This window comes from Paludibacterium sp., from assembly GCF_019232825.1.
Lineage (GTDB): Bacteria > Pseudomonadota > Gammaproteobacteria > Burkholderiales > Chromobacteriaceae > Paludibacterium.
Window position 1 is genome coordinate 1 of the sequence record NZ_JAFAND010000119.1, and the last position, 12,697, is coordinate 12,697.

A 12,697-nucleotide genomic window follows, 5' to 3' on the forward strand; every position below is an offset into this window, starting at 1 on the left:
TCGGCAGCAGTCAAAACGGCGCCGGGATTTTGCTTCAGCTCACTGATGCCGACTGCTTTGTTAGCCAATATCTTGTACATGCCCACCTCGCAAAGACCTATTTATGCGAACGAATTATAGGTCATTCCACACTTAAACACACCATAATTAACCCTGTTAATAGGATGATTAACAGCTCTCTTAGTTTCCAATCATTGCCCTGTTATGCCATCTCAACGCTTTTCCTCGCCAGCGAATTCACGCGAGCCTTTCGGGTCGAGCACGTGCACTTCGCGCCCGGGATGATTTCCCCCTTGCTGTTCGCCTTGCTATAAGTGTGCCAAGGCTAGAGGGCAGCAGCGGAGCTGCCCTCTGTCATTCAATGCACAGATAGCCGGAGATAAGGACAGGCGGAAGAACACAATCGCTGTAACGAAACATTAAGTATCACCGAATGGCAGAAATACACCGATTCGACACAAAGTAAAAATGCTTCGCGAGATCAGGATAATTCGAGAGGGCCAGGTCTGACGATTGCCGAAACGCGGCTGCCCTGCGCCTTTGCTGACAATCAGTGATTGAGCTGGTCGAGTTCTTGCTCGGAGAGGCCAGTACATTGCATGACGACAATACGGTCTATACCGTTCATGAACATGGCACGCGCCACTTCTTGCCGCCCTTCTTGACGGCCTTTCTGCGCGCCCTTCTCGATGCCCTCCTGGATGCCCTTCTGCCGGGCCTCCTCACGGAGTCTTTCTTCAATGGTCATGACAACCTCCTCGTACTGCGGCGCGCTGTGCGCCAGAGCATCCAACAAGACGTTCGGCTGGGTCGTATCGCCAGCCAGCAGCATGTAATTGATCAGTAGGGCGCACTCGCCGAAGGCAGTGCGCCATCTTTCACGCTATCGACTGATGAATGCGACCTCCCCCGCCGGCGTTGGCGCAATGCCGCGCGTTGCACGGCGATTGCACCCTACAATCCCGGGCACACGTAGGGGGCGTCGCGCAGCAGCGCGCCGTGGCCGGGTCGGTCAGGAATTGTTTGAAGACGGCGTCGTGTGGGGTGGAGATGGGCATGGGCCGATGATAGCGGCCCATGGCTTGGCGAGCACGTCAGCGCGGTTGGCTGAGACGCACAGAAGAACGCTATCCCTTTTCCTCGCCGGCGAATTCGCGCAGCCCTTCCGGATCGAGCACGCGCACTTCGCGCCCGGCGACCTGGATCAGTTGCGCGGTCATCAGCCGCTGCAGCACGCGCGAGAAGGTTTCCGGCGTCAGGTTGAGACGCGAGGCGATCAGGTTTTTGTTCAGCGGCAGCGGGAACGCCGAATCCGGCTCGCCGGCATCGACCCAGGCCTGCTGCAGATAACCGCTGACGCGCTGCAGCGAGCTTTCGGTCGAATAGCGCTCGACGTCGCGAATCAGGCCGTGCAGGCGCATCGACATGCCGGCCAGCAGCCGCCGGGCGAAATCGCCATCCCCCCCCAGCGCGCCCAGGATGCCGGCCGAATCGATCTTCAGCAGCAGCGTGTCGTCCAGGCACTGCGCCAGCACCGGGTAGGCGTAGCCCAGGAACATCACCGCCTCGGCCAGGCTCTGGCCGGGCTGGATCACCTCGACCACCTTCTCGCTGCCCTGAGCGGAAAACAGCGACAGCTTGACGCGGCCGTACACCACCACGTACATGCCGTCGCACGGATCGCCCTTCTGAAACAACACGCGGCCCTTGTCGCAGCGCACTTCGCGCACATGCGGCAGCAGCACGGCCAATTGCTCGGGCGAAAGCGCTTGGAATAACGGTTGATGACGCAATAAAGTGGGGATATCGACGTGGGGCATGGCGTGACGGGCTTGTGAAATCCTTGACGCAAATCATTCTAGCCGGACTAGGCGTTTCGACATACTGCCATGCCATAGCCATCATTTCACGTTTTTTCATTGCAGGGACGATTTCATCATGAGCGCCATCCCCCAACTGATCGCACAACACCGCGGCTGCGACGACTGGTTCGCCCGCGCCGAGGCCGCCGCGCGCGCCGGCGACTGGGACGCGACAGCCGCAGCCTGGACGCCGTTCGAGGCCGACATGGAGCAGCATTTCACCTTGGAGGAAAGCCAGCTGTTTCCCGCTTTCGAGTCGGCCACCGGCATGACCATGGGTCCGACCGCGGTGATGCGCGGCGAACACGCAGAAATGCGCGAGCTGTTCATCGACCTGCGCGCCGCGCTGGCGGCGCGCGATGCCGATGCCTTCGTCGGCCACGGCGAAACGCTGCTGATTCTGATGCAGCAGCACAACATGAAGGAAGAGAACGTGCTCTATCCGATGTGCGCCCAGCACGTGGCGGACTTCGACGCGCTGGTGGCCCGAGCATGAGCGCGCAAGACCTGCGCCACCTGGTGCCGCCGCAACCGATGGAGATCATCCTCGAGGCGGCGGAAACCCTGGAACCGGGCCAAACGCTCAGCTACGTGCTGCCGCATCATCCGCTACCGCTCTATCCGCTGTTGGAACAGCAGGGAATACGTTACCGCTGCGAACTGTCCGACGACGGCGGCGTGATCCTGCACATCGAACTGGCATGAGCCAAGCCTGGCTGTCCTACGACAATGCGCCGCCGATCGGCGTACCGATGCGCTTCTTCGCCGCGGCGGTCGGCTGGCTTGGCGTCTTGGCGCTGACCCTGACCCTGGCGCTGGCGGCGCCGCAGGCGGCCAACCGCTATCTGCCGCTGACGGTGACGCTGACGCATGAATTGGCGCTGGGCGTGCTCGGCAACATCATGCTCGGCGCGGCGCTGCAGTTGCTGGCCGTACTGGCGGGCCTGCCGCTGAAGCATCCGGCGCGCATGCTGTGGGCGGTCTGGCTGCCATGGCAGCTCGGCGCCGCCCTGCTGTGCGCGGGCTTCGCGCTCGGCTTCGATCCGTGCTGCCTGCCGGCCGGCGCGATCCTTTTGACCTTGGCGCTGGCCGCCTTGCTCGCGCACGGCGTCATCGGCCTGCTGCGCTCGCCGGCGCGCGACAGCGGCAGCCGCGGCATGCTGCACGCGCTGTGCGGACTCGCCGTGACCGCCACGCTCGGGCTCGCCATGGTGGCGGCGCTGACCGGCCGCGTCGATTGGCCGCTGTTGCCGCTGTTGCACAGCCATGTCCTGTGGGCCGCCGTCGGCTGGCTGCTGTGTCTGCTGATCGCCATCAGCCAGACCGTGGTGCCAATGTTCCTGATCACCCCGCCCTACCCGCGCGCCACACGCTGGCTCAACCTCGGTCTGCCGGCGCTGTTGGCCGTCATCACCGTGCGCAATCTCCGCCCGCTGCCCGGCGCGGCGGAGTTCGGCATCCTGCTGTGGCTAGGCATCAGCGCCTACGCCCTCTTGACGCTGCGCCAACTGCGCCAAGGCCGCCGGCCGCAAGACCCGGCGCGGGCACAATGGCAACGCGCCATGTGGTGCCTGCTCGCCGCGGGACTCGTCGCGCTCGCTTGCCTCGCCTGGCCCGACCGCGCGGCACTGCCGCTGCTGACGGGTTTGCTTTGGTTCGGCGGCCTGGGGCTGGGCGTCATGCTGGCCATGCTGGGCAAGATCGTGCCGTTTCTGTGCTGGCTGCACCTGAAAGCGGCGCAACCGCCACGCGGCTTGCTGCCGTCGACGCACGGCTTCCTGCCCGAACGCCAGCACGCGCGCGTCGGCGCGCTGCATGCGCTGTGGCTCGCCTCCGGCCTGTTATGGTGCCTGGCGCCGACGCTCACTCAGTGGCTGTTCGCCGCCACGACCGCGCTCTTGGCCGGCACACTGGCGTGGCTTGGCGCGCGCATTGCGCGCCAGTATCACGAGGTGCTGCGGCAGATCCAAGCAAGCAGACAGACTTAAATTCCAAGCCGCCGAATCCATTAGGGGCTGTTTGCAAACAACGCTGAGTCCACCCTCCGGCTTGCTTGACCATCCTCTTTTGACGATAATTCGTTCATAAACGACAATCTCGATCATGAATGAGATTCGGCACTACCTTGATCGAGAAGGCCGCGACCACTTCGCGAAATGGCGAGAAAAGCTTCGTGATATCAAAGCCAAGATAGCCATTGACCGCCGCATCATGCGCGTTGAGCTGGGTAACTTTGGCGATCACAAGCCATTACGCGGAGGGATATGGGAGTTGCGCATCGACGTTGGACCTGGTTATCGGGTCTATTACGCAAAGTCAGGACGAACAGTTGTCCTGTTGCTTTGTGGCGGCGACAAACGTCAACAAGACGCCAATATCGATCTGGCTTGTGAATTCTGGCGCGATTGGCAGCGTCGTTATGAAGAGGAAAGTGAACGATGAGAGACAGAGCGCACGACGACGCGATGGCTGAGGCCCTCCGTTCCGATCCGGCCTATGCGGCTGAGCTTCTGAACAACATCCTAGAAGAGGGCGAACAAGCTGAACTCATGATTGCCCTACGGCAAATGGCCAAAGCCTTTGGCGGCGTACGCTGCGTGGCGACCGAGGCGCATCTCAACCCAACACAGCTGTATCGGACCTTATCCGCAACGGGGAATCCAGCCTTAAGCAGCTTAACCGCAATACTCCGCGTCATGGGTCTACGCCTGTCCGTGACCGAGATCGCTGCTCACTAATCGAAATAACACGAAAGCCTGAGGATCACGTCAGCCGGGCCATGCCGGCCGTTTGACGCCACCCCCTGTACTAAAGGACAAGTCGCAACCCGTTAAGCCAGCCTAGCATGGCTACATAGCGGCCACCTCCACCATTCCCTCCGTGGACACCAGACGCCTCCCTCCCAATTGGTGCCGCTGTTTCGTTCGCACGATTTTCTGCAGTGATTCCCTCGCCTGACTCACGTCCGGCCGCGAATTCGCGCGGACGTCGCACAGGCGACCCGATGCGTCGAGGTGTGAAATGGCAGGAAATGATCCGTTCGACATGGCAGGCCCGGAGACCCATAAAGACCAGGGTGCGGCGCAGCCACCCGCGTCCGACGCCGCATCGGCCGCCGGCCAGCCGCAAGCCGCGCCGCAGGTGTCGCTGCCCAAAGGCGGCGGCGCCATCCGCGGCCTGGACGAGAAGCTGGCGGTCAACCCGGTCACCGGCGCGGCCACGCTGACGATACCGCTGCCGCTGAGCCCTTCGCGCGCCGGCTTCCAGCCGACATTGACGCTCGACTACGACTCCGGCGCCGGCAACGGCCCGTTCGGCGTCGGTTGGCAGGTCTCGCTCGCCAGCATCACCCGGCGCACCGACAAAGGCGTGCCACGCTATCGCGACGACGCCGACGGCCTGCAAACCGACATTTTCATCCTGGCCGGCTGCGAGGACCTGGTGCCGACCGGCGAGCCGCAAGCGCGCGATGGCTATCGCGTCGAGCGTTTCCGCCCGCGCATCGAAACCGCCTTCACCCGCATCGAACGCTGGACCCGCCGCGACAACGGCATCGCCCACTGGCGGACCTTGTCGCGCGACAACGTGCTGAGTCTTTACGGCTATGACGAAGCCGCGCGCATCGCCCATCCGGACGACCCGGCGCAGATCTTCAGTTGGTTGATCTGCGCAAGCCTCGATGACCGCGGCAACGCCATCGTCTACGACTACGAGGGCGACGCCGGGACGGCGCAGCGCTATCCCAAGCGCGTGCGCTACGGCAACCGCCAGCCGTTGGGCCTCGACGCCGAACGGCCGGACTTTCGCGCCGACGATCTCGACTGGTACCGCCGCGCCGACACGCAGTCATGGCTGTTCGAACTGGTGTTCGACTACGGCCAAGGCCATTACCAATGGCTCGATCGCGAACAAGGTCTGGCGCGCGCGCAGCTTGCCGCCACCCAGCCCGCGCCGCGCCGGCGCGACGCCTTTCTGTCCTGCCGCGCCGGTTTTCCGGTCCGCACCGAGCGGCTGTGCCGGCGTGTGCTGATGTTCCATCATGTCGCCGAGGAAACCGGCGTTGACGATTATCTGGTGCGCTCGCTGGCGTTCGACTACGAGGAAAAACCCACCGTCTCGCTGCTCACGCGCATCACCCAGACAAGCCACCGCCATCGCGAACACGATGAGTTCGACAGCGCGCGCTTGGCGCCCTGCGAATTCGGCTGGTCGGCGAGCCCGCTGGAACAAGGCGCTACCGCCACGCTCGCCACGCGCACGCTCGACTCGGCCACGCTGCAAAGCCTGCCGGGCATCGACGACAGCCTGTTTCGGCTGGTTGATCTGGATGGCGAGGGCATCGCCGGCATTCTCGCCGTGCAGGCGCAGGCCTGGTTCTACAAGCCCAATCTGGGCGATGGCCGTTTTGGCGCCACCGAGCGGGTGCGCACGCAGCCGACGCTGTCGGATACCGACGCGCGCCAATGGCTGCTGACCGACGTCGCCGGCGATGGTCAGCTGGACTTGGTGGACCTGTCCCCGGCCGCCGCCGGGTTTCAGGAGCGTACCGCCGAGCGCGGCTGGGCGGGTTTTCGCGCGTTCCGCAACATGCCGGCGACGGATTTCGCCAGCCCTAACCTGCGCTTTGTCGACCTGACCGGCGACGGCGTCGCCGACATCCTGATCACCGAGGCGGACACGTTGACGTGGCACGCATCGCTCAAACAGGAAGGGTTCGCCCGCGGCGTGGTGGTATCCGTCCCGACCGACGAGCAGCATGGCCCGCGCGTGGTTTTCGACGATGGCGAGCAATCGATTTTTCTGGCCGACATGACCGGCGACGGCCTGGCCGATCTGGTGCGCATCCGCCACCGCGACATCTGCTACTGGCCGAGCCTCGGCTACGGCCGGTTCGGACCGCAGGTGCGCATGCATAACGCGCCGGTGTTCGACATGCCGGACCAGTTCGACCCGGCGCGGCTCCGGCTCGCCGACACCGACGGCAGCGGCCCGACCGACATCCTCTATCTCGGCCGCGATGCCGTGCGCATCTATCTGAACCAAAGCGGCAACGGCTGGAGCGAGGCGCATGCGCTGACGCAATTCCCCGCCATCGACGACGTGGCGACGGTCAGCGCCGCCGATCTGCTCGGCCACGGCACCACCTGTCTGCTGTGGTCGTCGCCGCTGCCGCGCGCGGCCGGGCGGCAATTGGTCTACGTCGATTTGATGGACGGCCGCAAACCGCATCTGCTGACCCGCGTGACCAACAACATGGGCGCGCTGAGCCTGCTGCACTATCAGAGTTCGACCGCGTTCTACCTGGCCGATCAGGCCGCCGGCACGCCCTGGCTCACGCGGTTGCCGATGCCGGTGCACGTCGTCTGCCGCAGCGAGACCCACGATCTGATCAACCGTAACCGCTTCGTCTCGCGCTACAGCTACCACCATGGCTATTACGACGGCGTCGAGCGCGAGTTCCGCGGCTTTGCCCGCGTCGACCGCACCGATACCGAGGAGCTCGCCGCGCTGAACGCGCGCGGCGAACTGGACACGACCGCCAATATCGACGCCGCCTCCTATGTGCCGCCGGTGCTGACGCGCACTTGGTACCACACCGGCGCCTATCTCGGCGGCGAGTCGCTGGTGCATCTGCTCGCCCACGAATACTGGCCGGTGGACAAAACGCTGCGTTGCGACGAGAGCGAGCTGCCGACGCACGTGACCGGCGAAGAGCTGCGCGAAGCCTGCCGCGCGCTCAAAGGCAGCGTGCTGCGCCAGGAAGTGTATGCGCAGGACGGCACCGCGGCGGCCGAGCGGCCGTACACGGTCGACGAGGCGGGCTACCGCGTCGAGATGCTGCAAGCGCGCGGCGAGCACCGCTACGCCGTGTTTTTGCGTACCGAGCGCGAGATGCTGCGGCTCGATTACGAGCGCCGCCTCTACCGCGTGGACGATGGCGATGGCACTCCCCGGCGCTGCACGGCGCCGCGCATCACGCAAAAATGCACGCTCAAGCTCGATGCCTTCGGCAATGCGCTGCAAGCCGCGCATATCGAATACGGCCGCCGCATCCCCGACCCGTCGCCCTTGCTCGACGCCACCGATCATGCGGCGCAGGCGCGGCTGCATATGACGCTGACCGACAACGCCTTCACCCACGTCATCGATCAAGCCAACGCCTGGCGCGTGCCGCAACCCGCCGGCGCCAGCGTGTACGAAGTGCACCTGCCGGACCCCGCCGCCGCGCGCGAACGCCTATACCGTTTTGCCGAGCTCTACCAGTTGGCCCGCGCGGTAAGCGACGGCGAGCACGATCTGCCCTACCCGGATTGGCAGGCCACGCCCGCCGCGCCGAAGCGCCGCCTGCTGCGGCAAAGCGCCGCCCGCTATCGCCGCAACCGCCTCGACGGCCTGCTGCCGCTGGGCCAGATCGAATCACTGGCGCTGCCTGGCGAGAGCTATCAATTGGTGTTTGATCAAGCGCTGATCGACCAGGTCTACCGCCGCGACGGCGAAGCGCTATTGCGCATCGACACGCTGACCGACCGCGGCGGCGATGGCGGCGGCTACGTCGACCTGTTGAACGATGGCCGTTTCTGGAGCCCTTCCGGCCGTGCGTTCTATGACATCGATCCGGCCGCCGGCAGCGCACAGGAGCTGCAACAAGCGCTGGCGCACTTTTTCCTGGCACGGCGTTACACCGACCCGTTCGGTCAGGCCAAACGCGTCGACTACGACGGCGCCGATTTGTTGATCACGCGCTGCGTCGATGCCATGGGCAATACCATCCGCGCCCGCAACGACTACCGCGTGCTGCAGCCGTGCGAGATGACCGACGTCAACCATAACCGCGCGGCGGTGGCCTTCGACGTTCGCGGCCTGGTGGCGGCCACGGCGGTGATGGGCAAGGCGGACCAGGCCGAAGGCGACAGTCTGGCGCATGTCGCGGTCGATCTGCCCGCCGGCGCGCGCGACGCCTTTTTCGCCGATCCGAGCGACGAGGCCGCGCGCGCGCTGCTGGGCTCGGCGACCACGCGCATCGTTTACGACCCGCTTCGCTTTTATCGCGAACAGCGGCCGTGCTACGCGGCGGTGATCGCGCGCGAAATCCATGTCAGCGATCTCGCGCCGGACACGGCGACACCGGTTCAGGTCGGCTTTAGCTATTCGGACGGCTTCGGCCGCGAGGCGCAGCGGCAATTGCAGACCGATCCGGCGCCAGAGACGCCGCAACAGCGCCGCTGGCTCACCAGCGGCTGGGTGATCGTCAACAACAAGGGCAAGCCGGTGCGCGAATACGAGCCGTTCTTCTCGGCATCGCACCAGTTTCGTTTCGCCCATCGCCAAGGCGTCAGCGCCACGCTGTTCTACGATCCGGTCGGCCGCGTGGTGGCCACGCTCAACCCCGACCATAGCTGGAAGAAGACCACGTTCGACGCCTGGGGGCAGACCGACTGGGACGGCAACGACACCGCGCTGATCGACGCCCCGCAGGACGATCCGGACGTCGGCGTCTATTTCGCGCGTCTGCCGCCTGACGACTACCTGCCGACCTGGTACGCGGCGCGCTTGGCCGGCGACGCGGAAGAACGCGCCGCGGCGCGCAAAACCGCGCTGCACGCCGACACGCCGACGATCGCTTTTGCCGACGGCAGCGGCCGGCTTTTTCTCAGCGTGTCGCACAACCGCACCCGCCCGGGCGACGACGTTTACTACAAGAGCAGGATGACGTTCGACATCGAGGGCAACCGCCGCATCGCGCGCGACGCCGAACAACGCATCGTCATGCGCTACGACTACGCGCATGGCGGCGCGCAGATTCACCAGACGAGCATGGAGGCCGGCGCGCGTTGGAGTCTCAACGATGTGCTGAACAAGCCCATCCGCAGCTGGAACAGCCGCGGGTACCGCTTCCGCACCGAATACGACCTGTTGCGCCGGCCGGTGGCCTCGTACGTCGACGGGGGAGACGTTCCGCTGGCGCTGCAATACGAGCGCAGTGTCTACGGCGACAGCCCGGAGGCGGGGCTGAGCGAGGACGAGCGCCTGCGCGACAACGTGCGCAACCAGCTGGTGCGGCATCTGGACGGCGCCGGCGTGGTGCATAACCAGCGCTACGATTTCAAAAGCAACCTGCTCGCCAGCACACGCCAATTCTGCCGCGACTACCACCATGCGCCGGACTGGTCGGCACCGCCGGCCTTGGAAGCGGAAATCTTCGCCCAGGCCAGCCGCTTCGACGCCCTCAACCGCGCTGTGGCCGTCACCGCGCCCGACGGCAGCGTCTATCTGCCGCGCTTCAACCGCGCCAACCAGCTCGACCACGTCGACGTGCGCCGGCCCGGCCAAGACGGCGCCGAGCAGACGCTGCCCTTCGTCCGCCACATCGACTACAACCCCAAGGGGCAACGGACAAGCATTGACTACGCCAACGGCGTGACCACGGTATCGCACTACGACCCGCTGACCTGGCGGCTCATTCACCTGAAAAGCAGCCGGTCGGCGACACCGGCATCGCCGGCATTCGCAGGCCTGGTGTTCGCCGCGCCGGACGTGCTGCAGGATCTCCACTACAGCTACGACCCAAGCGGCCACATGCTGCGCATCGCCGACCATGCGCTGAAAACCGTCCACTTCGATCAACAGAAGGTCGAGCCGGTGGCCGACCTGACCTACGACGCCCTGTACCGGCTGATCGCGGCCAGCGGGCGCGAGCACGCGCTGCAAGCGCACTTCGGCCAAACGCCGGTGGGCGACCTGCGCGACTTTCCCCAGACAGGCTTCACCGCGCCCGCCGACTTGCAGGCGTTGCGCCAGTACCTCGAGCACTACGACTACGATCCGGCGGGCAACCTCACCCGCGTGCATCATCAGGCGCACGGCGGCAGCTGGACGCGTGATTACGCCTATGAGGAAGCGAGCCAGCTCGACCGGCACAACGTCAGCAACCGTCTCAGCCGCACATGGCTCACGCGCGAACAGACGCCTGAGCGCTACGCCTACGACGCGCACGGCAACCTGACCGCCCTGCCGCATTTGTCGCGACTCGAATGGGACTTCAAGGACCAGCTGCACACCAGCGCCGGTCAGGTGACGCACGAAGGGGGCGGCGAGCGCACCTGGTATCTGTACGACGCCGCCGGACAGCGCGTGCGCAAAATTACCGAGCGCGCCAACGGCACGCGCCGACACGAGCGGCGTTACCTCAACGGCTGGGAGGTATGGCGCGCCTTCGGCGCCGATGGCGAACGCATCGAAACCGAGCGCGGCACGCGCCATGTCTGCGACCAGCAACAGCGTATCGCGCTGATCGACGCGCTGACGGTCGAGGACGGCGCACCGCGCACCGCGCCCAGCGTTCAACTGCGCTATCAGCTGTCGAACCACCTCGGCTCCGCTTGCATCGAGTGCGACTGGCGCGGCGCGTTGATCAGCTACGAAGAGTATTACCCCTACGGCGCCACGGCATTCGAGGCCGGGGCGAGCGCCGCCGAGGTCAAGCGCAAGCGTTACCGCTATTGCGGCAAGGAGCGCGACGAGGAAACCGGTTTTTATTATTTCGGCGCGCGCTACTACGCGCCTTGGCTCGGGCGCTGGACCGCCTGCGATCCCGCCGGGTTGCGCGATTCGGCCAATCTCTATCTGTATGCCGGCAACGACCCGTTCAATGTGGTCGATCCAAATGGGCGATGGGACATCAGTTGGTCGGATGTGGCCATCGGCGCGGCCATCGCGGTTGCCACCGTGGCGGTGGTGGTGGTCACCGCCGGCGCCGCGGCGCCGGTCATCGCCGCCGGGCTCGCCGAAGCCGGCGTCAGCGCGGCCACCATCACCACGCTCGGGGAAGCCGCGGCCGCCACCGGCGTGGTGATGGGCGCGGCCGGCACCGCCGATACCGCCGCCGCGGTGTTTACCGGCGTCGATCCGGCCACCGGACGCACGCTGACCGATCAGGAGCGCTCGCGCCGCCTGGGCGCGCTGCCCATCGAAGCCGTGGCCACCGTGCTTGGCGCGCGCGGCTTGGATGCCGGCGGCACGCCGCCCGGCTTGGGCGAGCCCGCGCCCGCGCCGTCGTTCGGGCGCTTGGCCATGCCCGATGGCACCACCATCGACGTGCCATCGCTCAACATACCGGCGCCCGCCCCGGCGGTGGCCGCCACCCCGTCGCTCGCGGCGCCGCTTCAGGTCGCCGCCGTCGGCACCGGCGTGCTGGCCACGCCGCTATTGATGTCGATGATGGACGGCGGCGGCTCCTCCAGCGGCGGCAGCGGCGGTTCGTCCGGCCCCAGCGCCGGCGCGTCGGAAACGCCAGCCGCCCCCGACCCGGCGGCGGACGCGAGCGGCACCACCAGTGGCGACACCAATACCTGCGTCGACCCGGCGGCCGATCCCGCCACGCCGGCCACCCCTGCCACGCCCGCGGCCGAAACCGGCACCTACCGCGATGTCGCCGGCCATCACGTGCACCAGTCGGCGTCCTACTCGCCCGGCGGACCGTCGGCCAAGGGCAACCCCAACCACAACGACGCCATCTGCATCGATCTGCAAGGCGCCGACCACCAGAACGCCTCGACCGTGCAGCGCACGCTGAACCAAGCCGCCAATGGCCGCTTCAGCGGCACGGCGGAAGTCGGCGGCACGCCGGGCGACCCGAACGTCACCATCGAGGTGACCGGCGACGGCTCGCTGGCGCCGACGCCCAATCAGTCGTTCGAAGACGTCAAAGCGTTTTATTCCTTGCGCGCCGCCGACGCCCCCGGCTACCAGACCGGGGATGACGCGCTCGATCTCGTGTGCCGGTCGGCCGACCAATTGCCAAACGCGCCGGTACGCGTCCCGTCCCGATAGGAGTC

Annotated in this window: 9 protein-coding genes; 7 read left to right on the forward strand and 2 right to left on the reverse strand. The window is 66.0% G+C overall.

Features of this window, described 5'->3' with window-relative positions:
• Window positions 1-314 (forward strand): hypothetical protein (locus JOZ06_RS15635; protein WP_293234069.1); only part of this gene is annotated, 314 nt, incomplete at its 5' end.
• 236 nt (window positions 315-550) lie between these two features.
• Here JOZ06_RS15635 and JOZ06_RS15640 read toward each other — a convergent pair.
• Both JOZ06_RS15640 and JOZ06_RS15645 read right to left on the reverse strand, forming a co-directional pair.
• Window positions 551-832 (reverse strand): Rpn family recombination-promoting nuclease/putative transposase, encoded by a 282-nt coding sequence (locus JOZ06_RS15640; RefSeq protein ID WP_293234071.1) that lies wholly within the window; start codon window positions 830-832, stop codon window positions 551-553.
• 295 nt (window positions 833-1,127) lie between these two features.
• Entirely contained in the window at window positions 1,128-1,820 is a 693-nt protein-coding gene (locus tag JOZ06_RS15645; protein ID WP_293234073.1) for a Crp/Fnr family transcriptional regulator, read from the reverse strand.
• 118 nt (window positions 1,821-1,938) lie between these two features.
• Between JOZ06_RS15645 and JOZ06_RS15650 the strand changes: the two genes are divergently transcribed.
• From JOZ06_RS15650 to JOZ06_RS15675, 6 genes are all read left to right on the forward strand, one after another.
• Window positions 1,939-2,358 (forward strand): hemerythrin domain-containing protein, encoded by a 420-nt coding sequence (locus JOZ06_RS15650; protein WP_293234075.1) that lies wholly within the window; start codon window positions 1,939-1,941, stop codon window positions 2,356-2,358.
• The gene (locus tag JOZ06_RS15655) at window positions 2,355-2,567 is read left to right on the forward strand and encodes a DUF2249 domain-containing protein (RefSeq protein WP_293234077.1); all 213 of its coding nucleotides are present in this window, start codon (window positions 2,355-2,357) and stop codon (window positions 2,565-2,567) included. Before JOZ06_RS15650 ends, JOZ06_RS15655 begins: the two co-directional genes overlap by 4 nt.
• The gene (locus tag JOZ06_RS15660; RefSeq protein WP_293234079.1) at window positions 2,564-3,850 is read left to right on the forward strand and encodes a hypothetical protein; all 1,287 of its coding nucleotides are present in this window, start codon (window positions 2,564-2,566) and stop codon (window positions 3,848-3,850) included. The genes JOZ06_RS15655 and JOZ06_RS15660 overlap by 4 nt, the downstream gene beginning before the upstream one ends.
• 115 nt (window positions 3,851-3,965) lie before the next feature.
• A complete protein-coding gene (locus JOZ06_RS15665) occupies window positions 3,966-4,304 on the forward strand; it encodes a type II toxin-antitoxin system RelE/ParE family toxin (RefSeq protein ID WP_293234081.1) in 339 nt (112 codons plus the stop codon).
• Complete coding sequence (locus JOZ06_RS15670) at window positions 4,301-4,600, forward strand: addiction module antidote protein (RefSeq protein WP_293234083.1); 300 nt, start codon at window positions 4,301-4,303, stop codon at window positions 4,598-4,600. Before JOZ06_RS15665 ends, JOZ06_RS15670 begins: the two co-directional genes overlap by 4 nt.
• Before the next feature lie 283 nt (window positions 4,601-4,883).
• Entirely contained in the window at window positions 4,884-12,692 is a 7,809-nt protein-coding gene (locus JOZ06_RS15675; protein WP_293234085.1) for a SpvB/TcaC N-terminal domain-containing protein, read from the forward strand.
• Window positions 12,693-12,697 lie beyond the last annotated feature (5 nt).

What these genes read in the sequence shown, in the direction of transcription:
- JOZ06_RS15640 (WP_293234071.1), bottom strand. Translation starts at nt 832, where the DNA reads ATGCTGCTGGCTGGCGATACGACCCAGCCGAACGTCTTGTTGGATGCT.
- JOZ06_RS15645 (WP_293234073.1), bottom strand. Translation starts at nt 1,820, where the DNA reads ATGCCCCACGTCGATATCCCCACTTTATTGCGTCATCAACCGTTATTC.
- JOZ06_RS15650 (WP_293234075.1), top strand. Translation starts at nt 1,939, where the DNA reads ATGAGCGCCATCCCCCAACTGATCGCACAACACCGCGGCTGCGACGAC.
- JOZ06_RS15655 (WP_293234077.1), top strand. Translation starts at nt 2,355, where the DNA reads ATGAGCGCGCAAGACCTGCGCCACCTGGTGCCGCCGCAACCGATGGAG.
- JOZ06_RS15660 (WP_293234079.1), top strand. Translation starts at nt 2,564, where the DNA reads ATGAGCCAAGCCTGGCTGTCCTACGACAATGCGCCGCCGATCGGCGTA.
- JOZ06_RS15665 (WP_293234081.1), top strand. Translation starts at nt 3,966, where the DNA reads ATGAATGAGATTCGGCACTACCTTGATCGAGAAGGCCGCGACCACTTC.
- JOZ06_RS15670 (WP_293234083.1), top strand. Translation starts at nt 4,301, where the DNA reads ATGAGAGACAGAGCGCACGACGACGCGATGGCTGAGGCCCTCCGTTCC.
- JOZ06_RS15675 (WP_293234085.1), top strand. Translation starts at nt 4,884, where the DNA reads ATGGCAGGAAATGATCCGTTCGACATGGCAGGCCCGGAGACCCATAAA.